Raw genomic sequence first — 18,954 nt, 5'->3', positions numbered from 1 at the left:
TAAAAAAATGTTTAAAATAATTAAGCGCCTTTTAAGTTACTTAAAGGCCCATAAACTGATCTTTTGGATGAGCGTATTGCTATTAATTTTAGCTTCAGGATTAGAATTAATTTCACCGTTAATTGCCAAAAGGCTGATTGACGATGTTATGACGCCGTCTTTTGATACAGGAAATCTACCCGTGCTTGTTTTAATTCAATTACTATCTTTTTATTTAGTATTAAATATTGTGGGTTCACTCTTTCGCTATTTTAGTATTTTGCAATTACGAAAAATGGCCAATCAAATTGTCAAAAAAATGCGTGATCAATTGTTTTCGCATTTACACCAATTACCAGTTGCTTATTTTGACAAACTACCCGCAGGGAAAATCGTTGCGCGTATTACCAATGATACAGAAGTATTACGTTCCAGTTTTTACGTTAGTGTAATTAGCAATCTTTTAAGTAATGTCATTCAAATTACCGGAGTTTACATTGCCATTTTCTTACTTGATATCCGCTTAGGTGTAGCACTTTTAATTTTATTACCTATATTAGTGTTGTGGCAGAATTTATATACTAAAAAAGCTGCAAAATACAATTTAGCATTGCGCGAATATATTTCGCAAATTAGTGGGCAATTAAATGAATTCGTCCAAGGTGTAGCAGTGATTCAGGCTTTTCAAAAGGAAAAACAATTATTAAAAGAGTTTTCTCAAACGGTAACAAAGTGGTTTGATATGGGGAAAAAGGCGCTATTACTTGACGCAGGCGCTGCTTGGGGACTTGGAACATTTTTGCGAAACGGAACTATTCTACTGGTAGTTACAACATTAGCTAGTTTTTTCTTAAATGGTCAATTAGCGATTTCTGCGGGTTTATTATATGCTTTTATTGATTATATCAACCGCTTGTTTGATCCAATCGAAGGAATGGTACAAACTGTAGCAGGTGTTCAACAATCATTAGCTTCAGGAACGAGAATTTTTGAATTGATGGATGAACCGATTGAAAGCCAAGAGGAAAAAGCGATACACATTAAAGAAGGTGCAGTCACATTTAAGGATGTGTCTTTTGGCTATACCTCTGAGCAAACAGTCTTGCATCACATTAATTTTTCGGCACAACCTGGTGAGACAATAGCATTAGTCGGTCACACTGGTTCGGGGAAATCCAGTATTTTAAATTTACTTTTTCGTTTTTACGAACCCGACAGCGGCGAAATTTTTATTGATGGTCAAAAAATCAGTGACTATAGCCGCCAGTCTTTGCGGAAATTTATGGCAATTGTCATGCAAGACCCTTATTTATTCAGCGGTACGATTGCCAGTAATATTCATATGGGAGATAAAAATGTTAGTGAAGAAATGGTTATCACAGCTTTGAAACAAGTTGGCGCTGAGTATTTAATCTCGCGTTATCCTGATGGTATCCATCACCCAGTAGTGGAAAAAGGTCAAGCTTTTTCTAGTGGTGAAAGACAGTTGATTAGCTTTGCTAGAGCTTTAGTATTCAATCCTAAAATTTTAATTTTAGATGAAGCCACAAGTCATGTAGATACACAAACAGAAGCAATCATTCAAAAAGCTATGGAAGTTTTACAAAAAGGGCGGACTACGTTTATTATTGCCCATCGGCTTTCTACTATTAAAGAAGCTGATGAAATTTTGGTTTTAGATCAGGGGAAAATTGTGGAGTGTGGAACGCATGGAACTTTATTACAAGAAGCTGGAATTTATTATCAAATGTATCAGATGCAAGCGGCCCAATTATCAGCTTAATCAACAATTTTGACATTCTAAGTTGCTGTGTTAAAATCGTAGCAGACATTTTTGGATGTCTAAATGGATATTTTAATAGATTGGAAGTTTAAAATGGTCAATGATATTTTAAGTTTATTTGTCATGATTCTAGTTGGCATTTACAGCGCCTTGTTTTTAAGTACAGGTGTTTGGTTATTGTATTTACAAATAAAAAGTAAAGTCAGCAAAATGGATCAAAGTGCATGGGAAGAATACTTCAATAAAATTCAGCCTAAAGGTGTTATGATTCGTGTGTTAGTTTGCTATATTATTGTTTTGGCGCTGATTGCGGCTCTAAATACTTTTGCGGTCTGGCAAGGTAATTTCTACTATGGCATTTTAATGGTTGCTTGTGGTCTATTCCATATTTTTTATAAATTTCAAACGCAAAAAGGGGATTTTTCTAAATTATTTAAAGGTCCCAAAGTTTAATTTTTGGCATTGAAATAAAATACCCGAAAGATTTTGACACAGTGTTACCTACCCATTTTTGATTATTCGAAGTTGTAGGTAATGTGCGAATCTTTCGGGTATTGCTGTGGGGAAATAAAAAGTTAGTAGCCCGCTAATTTTTGTGCTTTTTGAGTATTGGCAAAATGTAATTTAGCATAGTTAGCCAACAATTTTATGCCACCTTGTTGTAAAATTTTAGCTGCGACTAGATCAGATTTACTCCCAGCGCCTGAAGGAACTGTAAAGCCAAGCTCCTGTGAAGCAGCCTCTAATTCTGCTAAAAAGCTAGCGCGACACAAAATGGAAGCCGCCGCAACAGAGAGGTGATACTGCTCTCCTTTTGTTACAAAATGTAATCCAGAAGTAACCTGGTTTTTTTCTTGCTGTAAATATTTACGGTAGTTCGCTTCTGTGGTGAATTGATCAATCAGGATGCCTTCAGCTTTAGCAGGCATAATTTTTTGTTGAAGTAAGTAAATTGCCTGATTATGCAAGGCAACTTTCATGCGTACAGCGTTATATTTTGGTTGAATTTCGTTATATTTCGCTGGAGTTACGACTAATTTTTGAAACGGAACAGTGGCTTTGATTTTTGGTGCTAAGTGACGAATTTCGTGATCCGTTAACATTTTGGAGTCTTTAACACCAATTTTTTTTAAATAAGGCAGATTTTCATTTGCAGCATAAACAGCACAGACCACTAATGGTCCAAAATAGCTACCATTTCCTACCTCGTCACTACCAATAATACTCTTTTGAGCAAAATCTTTTGGTAACCCACTAGTTGTGATATTGTTTTTTTGGCTATGTTTTTTATCTCTCACTGCTGTATTTTCTTTTTGCCAAATAGCAGCCTCTGTTGATGCATTAGTACCTTGAAATACGACTTTACCAGAAGTATAACCTGTGATGGTTACACCTCCTTTTTTGGCAACAAAAAGCGTATAAGGATTTTTATTTGGCACCGTAAAAGCAGCATAGTGCGCTTTTAACTGATCGAGTTGTACTTTACTGAGTTTTAAAACTGTTGTATTCATGAAAACGTCCTTTTTTATGGTATATTTGCTATTAGATTTTAACATAGATATAAAAAAGTAGGCGACAAACGGGAGATTTTTAACTAATCGTGGAAATTTTGCGCTTTTTCCCCTATAATATACAGGAGTTTGCCACTAAAACTTTAGTGAAAATAATACAGTTGGTTTTCTGAATGTTATGAAGAAGGGAAGACAGAGCATGGTAGCGGAACGCAAACGCTATAAAGCTGTGATTGCCAATCGTACATACACGATTATTGGTGAAAAAAGCTCACAGCATATGAATCTGGTCACAAAACTTGTGAATGAACAGTTGAGTGAGATAAAAACTATTTCGCCCCAGATTAATGATGAACAAGCTGCGATTTTATTAGCTGTTAATGCAGTCTCAGATCAAGTAGATAAACAAGCAGAATTACTTAATTTGCAAAAAGAGGTACAAGACTTACGTGAGAAGACCGTTCGGATTGTCGAGTTGGAAAATCGCATCAAGCGAATTGAAGCAATTGAAAACGAGGCCAGAAAGTATTTAGCCGCACAGGGACGAGAAGATGTTGATATTAAAAATCATGTGCAAGCCCAACAAATTTTGAATGAAGCAAGAAAAGAGCAAATTAAACAAAAGACGTCACCAGACAGAAAGGACTAACAGATGGTTGGATTATTGATTATCCTGATACTTGTGATTGCGTTTTATATTGGAGGACGACGTGGAACGCCGTTACAACTTGTATACACGCTGGGATATTTTTTATCTTTTGCGGTGGCGTGTTTTAGCTATCAAGGTCTAGCAAAAAAAATAGAACTCTATATTCCATATCCTTCTGTCACACCAGATTCAAATATGGTTTTTTATAATCAAACACAATCTTTGGATTTGGATAAAGCTTATTATGCAGCAGTAGCGTTTTTGGTGGTTATGTTTATTGGCTGGCTGATTACGAGTTTAATTGCGGTTTTTTTTAATAATTTACGTTTTAAACGTTTATTGGACAATTACGATTGGGTATTAGGCGGTTTATTAAATGTATTGACTGCGTATGTTGTCATTTTCTTTGCGCTTTTTGTTTTATCAATGATTCCTTTAGCAACTATTCAAAATATATTTCGAGATCACTTTTCCGCCCGTATGATTGTGGAACATTCTTTTATTTTGTCTTGGCTCTTTAAAAATCTGTGGGTAACAAGTATTCTTGCTTAAAAAAACAGGGCGGTGTTTAGCAGCAGCTGAACTGTCCTGTTTTTTCACATTTTAACAGGTAGGTGAAAAAATGAACAAACGTATCTATGAAACTTTAGAGCTTTCCCGTGTGAAACAAATGGTGGCCCAATATCTCCAAACTGCACAAGGGGAAGAAGAATTAGAAAGTTTAGTACCTAGTATTGATGAAGTAGTAATAAATAATTGGCTGAATGAAACCGCAGATGGACTAAAAGTTCAACGATTGCGCGGAGGAATTCCAATTCCTAAGATTGAAAATATTCGGCCACAAATGAAGCGAATTGAAATCGGCGCTGACTTAAATGGTGTTGAACTGGCCCAAATTGCTCGTGTTTTATCCACAACCGGCCAAGTCAAAAAATTTATTGCGGACTTAATTGACAGTGAAATTGAATTTTTACGTCTATATAATTGGGCGGAACAATTGGCGACTATGCCAGAATTGACAAGACGTTTACAAACTGCAATTGATGAAGACGGCTATGTCACAGATGAGGCTTCGCCTGAATTAAAAATAATTCGCAATAATATTCGCCGCAGTGAACAAACGATTCGGGAACAATTAGATGCCATTTTACGGGGAAATAATGCGCGCTATTTGAGTGATACAATCATCACTATGCGAAATGATCGTTACGTAATTCCCGTTAAGCAAGAGTATCGTAGTGTCTTTGGTGGTGTAGTCCATGACCAAAGTTCTTCAGGTCAAACGCTTTTTATTGAACCAAAACAAATTGTTGATTCTAATAACCGTTTACGACAACACCAAATTAATGAACGACAAGAAGTTGAACGGATTTTGTCTGAACTTTCCGCTGAACTGGTTCCATACCAAAAAGAGATTATTCACAATGCTTATGTATTAGGTAAATTTGACCTGATGAATGCGAAAGCTCGTTTTGGTAAAGAGTTGAAAGCTGTTGTACCAACGATTAGCCCTGAAAACCATGTCTATTTCAAGCAGGCCCGTCATCCTCTAATTGATCAAACCGTTGTTGTTGCAAATGATATTATGATAGGAAAAGATTTCCAAGCAGTTGTTATAACAGGACCGAATACCGGTGGTAAAACTATTACTTTAAAAACTTTGGGATTATTGCAATTAATGGGACAGTCCGGCTTACCAATTCCAGCAGGCGAAGAGAGCCAAATGGGAATTTTTCATGAAATTTTTGCTGATATTGGCGATGAGCAATCAATCGAACAAAGTTTATCGACCTTTTCTTCTCACATGACCAATATTGTCACCATTTTGGATCAAGTAGATGAACATAGTTTGGTTTTATTTGATGAATTAGGAGCAGGAACTGATCCGCAAGAAGGCGCTGCACTTGCCATTGCCATATTAGATGCTTTAGGTGCAAAATTAGCTTATGTTATGGCAACTACGCATTATCCAGAATTAAAAGTTTATGGGTACAATCGCAGTAACACTATTAATGCTAGTATGGAGTTTGATGTTGATACCCTAAGTCCCACTTATCGTTTATTAATTGGTGTGCCTGGACGTAGTAATGCTTTTGAAATTTCCAAACGTCTTGGATTGGATACGCATATTATTACAGCAGCTAAGCAAATTATGGATGGGGAAAGTCAGGATTTAAATGAAATGATTGCCGATTTAGAAAATCGACGTAAAATGACTGAAACAGAATATTTAGAGATACGGCATTATGTCGATGAAGCAGCTAAGTTACAACAAGAATTAAAAGATGCTTACAGTTACTTCTTTGAAGAACGGGAAAAAGAATTAGAAAAGGCAAAAAAACAAGCCAATACAATTGTTGAAGAAGCTAAAGAAGAAGCTGAAGTAATTATTTCTGATTTGCGCAAAAAACAATTAGCCGCCGGTCAAGCACAAGTCAAGGAGCATGAGTTAATTGATGCACGGAGTAAATTAGATAACCTGCATCAAAAAGAAGATAACCATTTGAAGAAAAATAAAATTTTGCAAAAAGCTAAACAAGCAAAAAAATTAAAAGTAGGCGATGAGGTTTTAGTTGCTTCTTATGGTCAAAGAGGAATCTTAATTAAAAAAATGGGTGATAACAATTGGCAAGTTCAATTGGGCATCTTAAAGATGACATTACCTGAAAGTGAATTGCAAACTGTTGCGCCAACCAAAGAGCCGGTGCAGCGTGTGGTGAGTACGATTCGTTCTGATAACAACAGCCATGTAGCAACACAGCTTGACTTAAGAGGCAAGCGGTATGAAGAAGCACTAAATGAAGTAGATCAATATTTGGATGCTGCCATATTGGCAGGGTATCCACAAGTAACGATTGTTCACGGGAAAGGGACCGGGGCATTACGCCAAGGAATTACGGATTATTTAAAAAGCCATCGCAGTGTAAAAAGTTTTGAATTTGCTCCACCCAATCAAGGCGGTAATGGTGCCACAATTGTTAAATTTAAATAATCTTTAAACTTTCTGCTAAGAATGTTTAAATTAAGGCTCTACTTACAGGGAGTATTACAATGACTTTTTTACACTTACCAATTGTAAGCAAAAAATTATCATCGTGATCTTTTCAGTGCTATACTCTTTTTAGAGAGATGATAAATCTAATTTAAGATTATCATTTAGGTAATTCAGTTGGGAAAATCCAACAGCAAAATCGGAGGTAATAATATGTCAAAAGCAATTACAGATGCTACATTTGCAAGTGAAACGGACGAAGGTTTAGTATTAATCGACTTTTGGGCAACTTGGTGTGGTCCTTGTCGGATGCAAGCCCCAATTTTAGATCAATTAGCCGCTAACCATGATGAAGATGAATTGAAAATCGTTAAAATGGATGTGGATGAAAATCCTGAAACTCCAGCACAGTTTGGCGTTATGAGTATTCCAACTTTGTTACTAAAAAAAGATGGCGAAGTTGTTGAAAAAGTGATTGGCGTGCACACTAAAGATCAATTAGAACAATTAATTGCAACACATTTATAACGTTTAATTTTACTATCTGGGTTGAAACAAGTGTTAAATTGACATTTGTTTCAACCTTTTTATATATAACAAAAGTAAAACAAGTTCTCCTGTAATAGATTCACGACTAAAAATAGTCAGTGGCTACTTTGTATTTGTATGCAGCTATTTCTTATTTTTCATTTATTCATAAAAAAATTAGATGAATTGGTTGCAATTTAAAAAGAAATCATTTATATTATTTGTGTAAACGGTTACACAAGGAAGTTGGTGAACAAATGGCAACAATTCGTGATGTCGCAAAATTAGCAGGACTATCTGTTGCAACGGTTTCAAGAGCAATCAATGGTAGTGGATATGTTAGTGAAGACTCTCGTAAAAAGATTGATAATGCGGTAAAAATTTTAGATTTTCGTCCTAACGAGGTAGCACGCTCTCTTTATCAAAAAAAGTCAAAGCTAGTGGGGTTATTACTACCGGATATTTCCAATCCTTTTTTTCCTTTATTAGCAAAAGGTGTCGAAGATTTTTTACAAGCAAAAGGTTATCAAGTTATTTTAGGTAACGTTCAAGAAAATCCTGAACGGGCTAATGATTACATACACGCTTTTAGTCAAAATAATGTTGCTGGTGTATTATCAGCTGTTGACAACGATTATGCTTTTTATAATAGTGTTCATCCGTTAGTATTTTTAGACCGTGTTGGTAAAGATTCAGAGTATTCTATTCATGCAGATGACGTAGCTGGTGGCGCCTTAGCTGCAACAACGGTTTTAAAACGAAAGACAAAAGAAATTATTGTTATTTCTGGACCGAAAGAAATTGATCGCTCTCAAGAACGACTACAAGGGGTTTTGAGTGTTTTGAACCAGCAAAAGAGTAATTATTATATTATAAATTCAGTATCGTTTTTATTAGAGGATGCAATTAGTACCGCCCAAGCGGTATTTGAAGAATTTTCGCAAGTTGATACTGTTATTGCGCCTAGTGATATACATGCAATTGCACTCATTCAAGAGGCTTATCGCCGTAATATCAAAGTTCCTGATGAGTTACAAGTAATCGGCTATGATGATATTCCAATTAGTAATTTGGTGGTACCGCCATTGACTACTATTCATCAGCCGGCCTATGAAATGGGGTATAAGGGAGCAGAAATGCTGTATCAATTAATGAATGGACAAAAAGTAATGCAAAAAAAATTAATATTACCTACTCGTTTAGTCACGCGAGATACTTTACGAAAGAAGGAAGTACAATGAAAATTACAGTTGTAGGAAGTATGTCGACAGATTTTGTTGTTACCACGACTATTAAACCAAATCAAGGTGAAACAGTTTTTGGTGAAAAATTTGCGACAGCTTTTGGTGGCAAAGGAGCCAATCAGGCAGTGGCTGCTAGTCGTTTAGGGATGGAAGTTGCAATTGCTGGTGCAGTGGGTACCGATGATTTTGGAGTCGCAATTTTGAATAATTTGATTGAAAATGGCGTTGACGTGGCATGTGTGGAACGGGTTACACATGCTGAAAGTGGTTCAGCACATATTGTTTTATACGATAATGATAACAGCATTATTGTCATTCCTGCTGCCAATAATGAAGTAAAACCTGAAACTATAAAAAAATTCACACAGCAGTTATTAAGTAGCGATTTAGTTATTTTACAAAATGAAATTCCTCAAAATACAAATGAAGCGATTATTGATTTTTGTTGGGAACACGGGATTAAGACACTATTAAATCCTGCCCCGGCTCGCTTTATTGCAGATGAATATATCAAAAAAGTAACATACTTAACACCTAATGAACATGAATCAGCCATTATGTTTCCAGATCAAAGTCGTTCAGAGATATTAGCCAAATATCCCAATAAATTAGTCATTACGCTTGGGGCGATGGGGGCAATTTATCACGACGGCAAAAAAGAAGAAATTGTACCGGCTTTTGAAGTACAGCCGGTTGATACCACGGGAGCAGGAGATACTTTTAATGCGGCAATGGCGACGGCCTTGTTACAAGGTTTGAAAATGTCAGAAGCTTTACGTTTTGCTAATTTAGCTGCTGCTATCTCAGTGCAAGGCTTTGGGGCCCAAGGTGGTATGCCAACACTAGAAAAGATGAAGGAGCAATCACAATATGAAAAAACATGGCATTTTAAATAGTGATATTACGAAGCTTTTAGCCGATTTAGGTCACACAGATCAAATAACCATCGGGGATGCGGGCTTACCGGTTCCCAATGGTGTGCCCAAAATCGATTTAGCTTTGAAGTTTGGACTTCCCAGTTTTAAAGAAGTATTGTTAACAATTCTTTCAGATATGGTAATTGAAAAAGTCATTTTGGCTGAAGAAATTAAAACGCAAAATGAACAACAATTGCGAGAAGTTTTGAAAGCGCTACCTAAAGAGGTAGAAGTTGTGTATGTTTCTCATGAAGAATTTAAAAAGCAAACAGGAAATAGTAAAGCTGTTATTCGCACAGGTGAAGTGACGCCTTATTCCAATATTATTTTACAGTCTACTGTCATCTTTTAAGGAGGGGATAACATGTACGTTGAAATGAAAAACATTTCGAAATCTTTTGGAACAAATCAGGTTTTACGCGATGTTACTATTATGTTAAAAAGTGGCGAAATTCACGCTTTAATGGGAGAAAATGGGGCAGGTAAATCAACGTTAATGAATATATTAACGGGTTTGCATAAAAAAGATGCCGGTACAATTTTAATTGATGGGCAGGAAAAAACATTTTCTGGTCCAAAAGAAGCAGAAGAGTTTGGAATCAGCTTCATCCATCAAGAAATGAATTCCTGGCCTCAAATGACAGTATTGGAAAATTTGTTTTTAAACAACGAGTTAAAGAAACCTTTTGGCTTGTTGGATACCAAGAAAATGCGTGAAGTTGCGTTACACCATTTTAATCAGTTAGGAATTTTTCTTGATTTAGATAAGGAGTTAGAAGAGTTGTCAGTAGGACAACAGCAAATGATTGAAATTACCAAGGCGTTAATGACCGATGCAAAAATTTTGATTATGGATGAGCCTACTGCTGCACTGTCTGATACAGAAATTAAAGCGTTATTTAAAATTATTCATCAATTAAAAGCGCGAGATGTTGCAATTGTTTATATTTCTCACCGAATGGAAGAAATTTTTCAAATTAGCGATGTGATTACAGTGATGCGAGACGGTCTGTCCATTGATACCAGCAAAACTAGCGAAACAGACGTCAATGAAGTTGTACGAAAAATGGTAGGACGTGAAATTTCCGATTATTACCCTAAAAAGACCGCTCTTATTGGGGATGTTGTCTTTACCGCAGATCATCTGACTGGCGCAAACGGTGCTTTTAAAGATATTTCTTTTAAAGTTCGAAGTGGTGAAATTGTGGGTTTTTCCGGTTTAATGGGTGCTGGTCGAACAGAAATTATGCGAGGAATTTTTGGCTTGGATCCTTTGCGAGCAGGAACAATTACGATTGAAGGTGAAGAGAAAAAAATCGAATCACCAGCTAAATCAATTCAAAATGGGATTGGCTTTTTAACTGAAGATAGAAAATCAGAAGGTTTAGTATTAGATTTTTCGGTTTTAGATAATATTACGCTACCTTCCATAGATGGCTTTATAAAAAATGGTTTGGTAGATAAGAAAACAGAAGCAGAATTTGCAGAATTATTGATTCAACGTCTTTTAATTAAAGTTCAGTCTGAAAATGATATAGTTGGCGATTTATCTGGTGGAAATCAGCAAAAAGTCGTTTTAGCTAAATGGATCGGTGCAGGACCAAAAGTATTGATTTTAGATGAACCAACAAGAGGAGTAGATGTAGGTGCGAAACGTGAAATATATCAACTGATGAATGAATTAGCAGATCGTGGGGTTGGGATTATTGTCGTTTCAAGTGACTTACCAGAAGTAATGGGAGTAAGTGACCGTATCGTGGTTGTTCATGAAGGAAAAATTAACGGTGAACTACAAAAAGAAGATTTTGACCAAGAAAAAATTATGACATATGCAACAGGAGGAAAATAAAAATGGAGAATAAAAAAAACGTCGCTAACAAAAGTAATTTTGATGCAGCGGGGATTATTACAAAATTAGGACCACTACTTGCACTTATTGTCTTGGTCATTGTTGTTTCAGTTATGAATAGTGAATTTTTAAACCCTAACAACTTATTAAATTTATTGCGCCAAGTGGCAGCTAACGGTTTTATTGCTTTTGGGATGACGTTTGTCATCTTAACAGGTGGGATTGATTTATCAGTGGGATCAACGCTTGCGCTATCCAGTGCGTTAACAGCAGGCTTTATTGCCAATGGTATGAGCGCTCCTTTAGCAGTTTTACTCGGTCTTTTGACCGGGGCAATTTTAGGGGCGATCAATGGATTGTTAATTTCAAAAGGTAGTATGGCTCCTTTTATTGCAACGTTGGCTACGATGACAATTTATCGTGGTGCTACACTTGTCTACACAAAGGGAAACCCAATTACCGGGTTAGGAGATAGTTTTTTCTTTAGCTTTTTAGGTCGCGGTTATTTATTTGGGATTCCTTTTCCAGTCATTTTGCTTTTCATTATGTTTATTATTCTTTTCATTCTTTTGCATAAAACAGCTTTTGGTCGTAAGACGTATGCGATTGGTGGCAATGAAAAAGCGGCCTTTGTTGCAGGGGTCAAAATCGATAAAATCAAAATTTTAATTTACTCTTTATCCGGTTTAATGGCCTCCATTAGCGGAATGATTATTACTTCTCGTTTAAACTCCGCTCAACCAACAGCTGGTCAGGCATATGAAATGGATGCAATTGCGTCAGTCGTCTTAGGAGGAACCAGTCTTTCTGGGGGGAAAGGACGAATTTTTGGGACTTTAGTTGGTGCTTTGATTATTGGAACTTTAAACAATGGGCTAAATTTATTAGGCGTTTCTAGTTTTTATCAACAAATCGTCAAAGGGATTGTAATTGTGATTGCTGTTTTACTTGATCGTAAAAAGAAATAAATATGTGCAATCAAAAAATGTAAGCCCTTAAAATAGAGTCGACAATAACAAAATGATTTTTAGGAGTGGGCAAAAGCTCAGTCCTTTAAAAGAAATTCACTTATATGAGGAGGAAGAAATGATGAAAAAATTTTTCGTATTGGCGGCAAGTGTCTTGATGTTATCAGGATGTGGAACGACAGGTTTAGAAGGTGGATCTAGTAGTTCTGAAGGGAAAACCGATCAAAAAAAACCAGCTGAATTAACAGTGGGAGTTTCTGTTTCGACATTAAATAATCCCTTCTTTGTTTCATTACGTGATGGGGTTCAAAAATTAGCAGATGAAAATGAAACCACGATAAAAGTCGTAGATGCCCAAGACGATACAGCAAAACAAAGTAACGATATCGATGATTTAATTCAACAAAAAGTTGACGTCATTTTAGTTAATCCAGTAGACTCTTCTGCTATAGTACCAGCAGTTGAAGCTGCTAATAGCGCCAATATTCCTGTCATTGCAATTGACCGAAGTAGTGATGGAGGAAAATTATTAACTACCGTTGCTTCAAATAATGAAGAAGGCGGTAAAATGGCTGCTCAATTTATCATTGAAAAATTAGGTGAAAATGCAAAAGTAGCTGAACTTGAAGGGGTGCCTGGTGCATCTGCTACGCGCGAACGTGGTAAAGGATTTGATGATTATGCAAAAGGGAAATTAGATGTCGTCGACAAACAATCTGCTAATTTTGACCGTGCGAAAGGATTAACCGTTATGGAAAACATTTTACAAGCACATTCTGACTTGCAAGGTGTATTTGCGCAAAATGATGAAATGGCGTTAGGTGCTTCTGAGGCGGCGTCAAATAAAGGAAAAGACTTTATCATTGTTGGGTTTGATGGTACTGAAGATGGCTTAAAAGCAATAAAAGATGGCAAAATGAGTGCTACAATTGCGCAAAAACCAGAAGAAATGGGTAAATTGGCATTACAAGCTGCGTATGATCACTTTGCGGGCAAAAAAGTGGAGGAAAAAATTGATTCCCCACTTGACTTAGTGACAGAATAAAGATAAATCAAGAAAACTGTGCTACGTAAAATCGGCGCAGTTTTTTTGTTTATACTTGCTATTTTGAAAAATAAGAACCATACGCTAAAAGCCTTTCTTTAACCATTTTTATTTAAAAATGAGTGGTAAAAATAAAACATGAAGTGACGGGGATTAGCAAAAAACAAGAAAGATACTTTTTTAGTAGGTTCTTACTTCTGTTTTTTTTTGCTCCCGGGTATAATTAATTTGTAAAAATAAAAAGAAAATTAAAGATAAAGGAGTAGACAATGAAAAAAAGTAAATGGGTTAGAGTATTGTTGGTTGCAAGTATTTTAACGACTTCATTGCCGCTAAATGCTTGGGGGCAGATAGACGGATTACAAAAGAGTGCAACAAGTTCAACCAGTACAAAAGTGCAAGAAGAAACGGATTCTACAACAGTTGATAGTGAAACAAGCCAGTCAACAGTTACCACAGAAACTACTAGTAACGCAGAAACTTCAACAGCTACAACACAAACTATCTCAAGTGAAACGACAGAGACTATTACAGGAAATACAACGGAATCATCAGTCACTGCCGATAAGATGCAAACACAACAAGGTGAACTAATTGAAAGCTTAGTTGGAAATAAAGAAATTTTAAAAACTTATGCCAAAATTAAAAATGAAGCAGAATTTATTTATCAATTAAACGCTCAAAATCAATTTGTGAAAAAAGAAGATTTAAACATATATCAAGGTAAAGTATACCGTGTGACAGAGTGTGCCAAAACCAGTGAAAACCGAGAAATGATCCGAATTATCAAAGAAGATGGAAATGATTCTGAAATTGGTTGGGTCCCTAGAACGGCCTTGGCTCTTCACAATGGGAGTTATAGTAAAAAAATAGGTTATGTGGCTGTAACTGTAAAAAATTTAGGTTTTCAACCAGATGTTTTTACATCAGCCAAAAATCAAAATTTTTATGGCAAAACGTTACAATACCGCGAGATTTACACAGTAAATAATAAAGAATACTATGCTCTTTACAACAATCAAAATCAATTTTTGGGTTTTGTTAAAAAAGGTACTGGACTGGAGGTGAATACGAGTCCTGGTGGAAAATATTATTCCAAAAGTAGTTATGGAACCTTTATGCAAAAAGGTAAAGTACGTTGGAACAATTTCTATTTTGACAGTATTCGGGGTGATACCACTTCTTACTATGGCAAAACAGTCAAAATTAAAGGTTACTATCAGCACTTTAATGGCAAAACCTACTATACAGTTTATGAGAATAAAAACAATAAAGATTCATGGGTTGGATATATAGAAGCAAAAGACGTTCAGGGGGCTGCTGGGAGTCAAGGTGTGTATCAAAATTTGAATCGTTATGTGACGATTACCAATAAAAATTATGCTACTTGGAATAATTTTAGTTGGAAAAAAAGAGGTACAACAGCTTCCATGGTCACTAAAACGTATCTTGCAAAAGGAATGTATCGTCATTATAACGGTGCAACTTATTATAGTCTAAGTGATAACAAGGCTACATGGGTAGGATATTTGAATTCAAATGCAGCAAGACAAGCTAACAATGCGGCTGGTATTGCTCAAAAAGAGAATCGAAAAGTCAAAATCACTTCGAAAACCGCTACTTTTTGGCGTAATTTTAATTGGCAGAAAAAAGACAGCTCCGCCAAATACTACGGCAAGGTTTATACAGTAAAATGTAAGTATCGCCACATAAATGGAGCATGGTATTACTCCATTTATAATGGTAACACATGGATTGGGTATTTAAATGCCAGCTTTACTGGCAATCCACATACCATTTATAGTACGAAATCGATTAATCGCTATGTTCGTGTGAATGCTAGTTCTGGTAATTTTTATAGTCAGGCGGATCCTAATAGCAGTAAAAAATCAGCAAAAAAAATGTATAAAGGCTATATGGTCCAGGCAGTAAAAGAAGCCCGGACAAGCAGTGGAACGTATTATTATGTGACACTTCCCGGAGGAGCTTTGGGGTGGTTAAAAGCAAGTGAGACCACTAATGTCCATAATCGCTATTACATGTACACAACAGGTGGAAAGTATCCATCATTAAAAGTCAAAAACTTAAATATACAAGTTTCGGTGAAAAAGCAACGCGTGTATATTCGTTCGGGCTCTAAAACAATCTACACTATGCTTTGTTCAACTGGATTAGGATTGTGGCCTAATAATTTAAGTACGCCTTATGGCAATTTCAAAATTCAAGCAGAACGAGGAAGTTCTTTTTGGTTTGCAGGTTCTGGTGGTGCTTTTTATCGGTCATATCATCAACATGGCGTGTATCTGTTTCACACGGTTCCAATTGCCTATCCAGGCACAACGACTGCTTTTAACCACATCGAAGGAATGAAATTAGGTCGAAGAGCTTCTCATGGTTGTATTCGTTTGTCTGTGGCAGATGCAAAATGGTTTTATTATAATATGCCGGGAAATACACCAGTTAAGATTTATTATTAAAAAATAAAGACAGTAGAATATTTCTGCTGTCTTTTTGTTTGTTGATGGTAAGACGCAACCATTAAAGAGCTAATTACTCAAAATAAGAAAGTACAAATTAGATCAAGAGGCTTTTGCAGACTAAAATTTCAATTTTATTTGACGTGCATGCTATAATCGAAGGTGATTTTAACTAGATTTAATCAAAAAAAGTAGGTGAACTTTCTCGTGAATGAACGCATTAAAAATAAATTAGCTCTCCTACCGGATCAGCCTGGTTGTTATCTCATGAAAGATAAAAATGGCACGATTATTTATGTCGGAAAAGCTAAAATTTTAAAAAATCGTGTCCGCTCTTATTTTACCGGTAGTCACGATGCTAAGACTGAACGATTAGTATCAGAGATAGTTGATTTTGAATATATCGTCACCGAATCTAACATTGAAGCGTTGTTGTTGGAAATTAACTTGATTAAAAAAAATGATCCAAAATACAATATCATGTTAAAAGACGATAAAACTTACCCTTTTATCAAAATTACCAATGAAGCGTATCCCAGGTTACTCATTACTCGCAAGGTCTTAAAAGATAAAGCATTATATTTTGGCCCTTATCCCGATGTGGGGGCAGCAAATGAAACAAAGAAACTTTTAGATCGTCTTTTTCCTTTGCGCAAATGCAAAGTTTTACCAAAAGAAGTATGTTTGTATTATCATATGGGGCAATGTCTAGCACCTTGCGTTTTTGATGTACCCACAAAAGTTTATGAAGAAATGGTGGCAGAAATTAAACGCTTTTTAAGCGGTGGTCATACAGAAATCCGGGCGAATATCGCAGCGGAAATGGAGGATGCCGCGGCTAATTTAGAATTTGAAAAAGCTGCAGAATTACGTGATCAAATTAAAGCCATTGATACAGTTATGACCAAACAAAAAATGACCCAGACTGACTTTATGGATCGCGATGTATTTGGGTATGCCATTGATAAAGGGTGGATGTGTGTCCAAGTCTTTTTTGTTCGGCAAGGAAAACTAATTGAACGAGATGTTTCGATTTTTCCGTTTTACAATGATGCGCAAGATGATTTTCTGACATATATTGGGCAATTTTATCAAGAAAATGAACACTTCATACCAAAAGAAGTTTTAATTCCAGATGATATAGATTTAGAATCAGTCGAAGCGTTGTTGCAGACGAAAGTTTTACAACCAAAACGTGGCGAGAAGAAGAAACTAGTGGCATTGGCCAATAAAAATGCTGGAGTTGCGCTAAAAGAAAAATTTGATTTAATTGAGCGGAAAGAAGAGCGAACTATCGGTGCTATTGAAAGTTTGGGCAATGCGATTCAAATTCCCACACCGGTACGAATTGAAGCCTTTGATAACTCCAATATTATGGGAACTAATCCTGTTTCTGCCATGGTAGTTTTCATCGACGGTAAACCCGCTAAAAATGAATATCGTAAATATAAAATCAAAACAGTGACAGGCCCAGATGATTATGCATCGATGCGAGAAGTTATTTATCGTCGTTATTCACGTGTTCTAAAAGAAAATCTACCTTTTCCTGATTTAATCATTATTGATGGAGGGAAAGGGCAGGTAGATGCTGCGCGAGAAGTCTTGGATAATCAATTGGGTTTAGATATTCCGATTGCAGGACTTGCGAAAAACGATAAACACAAAACTAGTGAAATGCTCTTTGGACAAGAATTAGAAGTGGTGCCTCTAGCACGGAATTCACCAGAGTTTTTCTTGCTACAACGTATCCAAGATGAAGTTCATCGTTTTGCTATTACCTTTCATCGCCAACTTAGAAGTAAAACGAGTTTTGCCTCTAAATTAGATGATATAGCAGGCCTTGGTCCTAAACGAAAAAAGACATTGTTGAAAGAATTTAAGTCGTTAAAAAATATTCAAAATGCTTCAATTGCGGAAATTCATGCCCTTGGTATTCCAGAAACTGTAGCAAAAACGATTAAGACGGCTTTGGCTGAAGAGGGAAAGCCAAAGAAATAAGCAACAAAAAGTAAATCAACTTCTACAAGAAATTGGATTTTCGCCATTTTTTTGTGGTAGTTGATTTTTTAATAGTCTTTTTTCACTGTTAAATAAAAAGGAGTAAAAAATGCATTTGTTAGTAAGTCCTAAAATTAGGTTATTTTAAACCTGAAACTATAGCGCGATGCTTGAAAAATTTACTTCAAGAGGAAAGTGATATACCACATTTCCTGGTATACTTTCATTTATTGACGTTTGCCATAAGTTATTTATGAAGGTTGCGCCGTTAGATGCGACACTTTATCAAAAAAAGCTGAAAAATTTTATGAAGAAAAAACATAGGCTTATTATTAAGCCTATTATTTTTATTAGTTGTGTCTATTCTTTCGAAATGAAAAGTGGCTTTTCTTGTTACAGGTGTATCGTCAGTATCAGCGACAAGTACTTCTTTAAAAATCAGTTTTTGACCAAACGCAAAATATGGTTCTATTCGGTTGCGTTAATAAGAGACTTCCATTTTTCTATTTAAAGGGAAGTCAGCAGATTATGCTATGGAATACGAGTTAAAATGACTAATTGTCATTTTTTGTGATTGACACAAAGTGAAAGCTAACATACTATATCATTAAGTGATATATCGGTTTGTGATATAGAGGAGGATCAGGAATGGATGATGCACTGTCAGATAGTGTTTACGCGATTTTGCTCGTATTGTTAAAACCCCAACATGGTTATGCCATTATGAAAGAAATTAGTAACATCACGAATGGTCATATGGAAATTGGACCAGCCAGCATGTATACGAATTTGAAAAAGCTGCAAAAAGCTGATTATATCACGTTGCAAGAGAATTCTGATCGGAAGAAGGTTTATCAGATCACTTCAAGTGGTAGAGAGGCTTTGGAAAAAGATATTGCGCGTCGGCGTCTTTTTTATGAAGCAGGTATCGCATTGTTGGCAAAGAATAAAGAAGAACTTAACTAAAATAATTAGTAAAAAAATGTAATACGGTTTATTAGTACGTTGGCAAAA

At 35.9% G+C, this 18,954-nt stretch carries 16 protein-coding genes; 15 read left to right on the top strand and 1 reads right to left on the bottom strand.

Features of this window, described 5'->3' with window-relative positions:
- Positions 1 to 7: 7 nt before the first annotated feature.
- Both EsVE80_RS09045 and EsVE80_RS09040 read left to right on the top strand, forming a co-directional pair.
- A complete protein-coding gene (locus EsVE80_RS09045; protein WP_173103420.1) occupies positions 8 to 1,762 on the top strand; it encodes an ABC transporter ATP-binding protein in 1,755 nt (584 codons plus the stop codon).
- A gap of 63 nt (positions 1,763 to 1,825) precedes the next feature.
- Entirely contained in the window at positions 1,826 to 2,215 is a 390-nt protein-coding gene (locus EsVE80_RS09040) for a hypothetical protein (protein WP_232061175.1), read from the top strand.
- Between the two features lie 122 nt (positions 2,216 to 2,337).
- Here EsVE80_RS09040 and rnhC read toward each other — a convergent pair whose 3' ends face one another.
- Complete coding sequence (rnhC, locus tag EsVE80_RS09035; protein WP_173103419.1) at positions 2,338 to 3,273, bottom strand: ribonuclease HIII; 936 nt, start codon at positions 3,271 to 3,273, stop codon at positions 2,338 to 2,340.
- 199 nt (positions 3,274 to 3,472) lie between these two features.
- Between rnhC and EsVE80_RS09030 the strand changes: the two genes are divergently transcribed.
- From EsVE80_RS09030 to EsVE80_RS08970, 13 genes are all read left to right on the top strand, one after another.
- Entirely contained in the window at positions 3,473 to 3,922 is a 450-nt protein-coding gene (locus EsVE80_RS09030) for a cell division protein ZapA (protein WP_173103418.1), read from the top strand.
- 3 nt (positions 3,923 to 3,925) lie between these two features.
- Complete coding sequence (locus EsVE80_RS09025; RefSeq protein ID WP_173103417.1) at positions 3,926 to 4,474, top strand: CvpA family protein; 549 nt, start codon at positions 3,926 to 3,928, stop codon at positions 4,472 to 4,474.
- 70 nt (positions 4,475 to 4,544) lie between these two features.
- Positions 4,545 to 6,914 (top strand): endonuclease MutS2, encoded by a 2,370-nt coding sequence (locus EsVE80_RS09020; RefSeq protein ID WP_173103416.1) that lies wholly within the window; start codon positions 4,545 to 4,547, stop codon positions 6,912 to 6,914.
- Between the two features lie 213 nt (positions 6,915 to 7,127).
- Positions 7,128 to 7,442, top strand: coding sequence for a thioredoxin (gene trxA, locus EsVE80_RS09015; protein ID WP_173103415.1), 315 nt, complete (start codon positions 7,128 to 7,130; stop codon positions 7,440 to 7,442).
- Between the two features lie 257 nt (positions 7,443 to 7,699).
- Positions 7,700 to 8,683 carry a LacI family DNA-binding transcriptional regulator gene (locus EsVE80_RS09010; RefSeq protein WP_173103414.1) on the top strand — a complete coding sequence of 328 codons (984 nt, stop codon included), beginning with the start codon at positions 7,700 to 7,702 and terminating at the stop codon, positions 8,681 to 8,683.
- Positions 8,680 to 9,582 (top strand): ribokinase, encoded by a 903-nt coding sequence (gene rbsK, locus EsVE80_RS09005; RefSeq protein ID WP_173103413.1) that lies wholly within the window; start codon positions 8,680 to 8,682, stop codon positions 9,580 to 9,582. The genes EsVE80_RS09010 and rbsK overlap by 4 nt, the downstream gene beginning before the upstream one ends.
- Entirely contained in the window at positions 9,557 to 9,955 is a 399-nt protein-coding gene (gene rbsD, locus EsVE80_RS09000) for a D-ribose pyranase (RefSeq protein WP_173103412.1), read from the top strand. The genes rbsK and rbsD overlap by 26 nt, the downstream gene beginning before the upstream one ends.
- Positions 9,956 to 9,967: 12 nt before the next feature.
- Positions 9,968 to 11,452, top strand: a complete 1,485-nt coding sequence (locus EsVE80_RS08995; RefSeq protein ID WP_173103411.1) for a sugar ABC transporter ATP-binding protein — start codon at positions 9,968 to 9,970, stop codon at positions 11,450 to 11,452.
- 2 nt (positions 11,453 to 11,454) lie between these two features.
- Positions 11,455 to 12,420 (top strand): ABC transporter permease, encoded by a 966-nt coding sequence (locus EsVE80_RS08990; RefSeq protein WP_173103410.1) that lies wholly within the window; start codon positions 11,455 to 11,457, stop codon positions 12,418 to 12,420.
- Between the two features lie 118 nt (positions 12,421 to 12,538).
- Positions 12,539 to 13,465, top strand: coding sequence for a D-ribose ABC transporter substrate-binding protein (locus EsVE80_RS08985; protein WP_173103409.1), 927 nt, complete (start codon positions 12,539 to 12,541; stop codon positions 13,463 to 13,465).
- Between the two features lie 269 nt (positions 13,466 to 13,734).
- Complete coding sequence (locus EsVE80_RS08980; protein WP_173103408.1) at positions 13,735 to 15,942, top strand: L,D-transpeptidase family protein; 2,208 nt, start codon at positions 13,735 to 13,737, stop codon at positions 15,940 to 15,942.
- A 207-nt stretch (positions 15,943 to 16,149) separates the two neighbouring features.
- Positions 16,150 to 17,940 (top strand): excinuclease ABC subunit UvrC, encoded by a 1,791-nt coding sequence (gene uvrC / locus EsVE80_RS08975; protein ID WP_173103407.1) that lies wholly within the window; start codon positions 16,150 to 16,152, stop codon positions 17,938 to 17,940.
- A gap of 648 nt (positions 17,941 to 18,588) precedes the next feature.
- Entirely contained in the window at positions 18,589 to 18,906 is a 318-nt protein-coding gene (locus EsVE80_RS08970; protein ID WP_173103406.1) for a PadR family transcriptional regulator, read from the top strand.
- Positions 18,907 to 18,954 lie beyond the last annotated feature (48 nt).

It is taken from the genome of Enterococcus saigonensis, from assembly GCF_011397115.1.
GTDB lineage: Bacteria > Bacillota > Bacilli > Lactobacillales > Enterococcaceae > Enterococcus_C > Enterococcus_C saigonensis.
The sequence above is the reverse complement of the archived record's forward strand: the minus strand, read 5'-3'. Positions and strand labels throughout refer to the sequence as shown.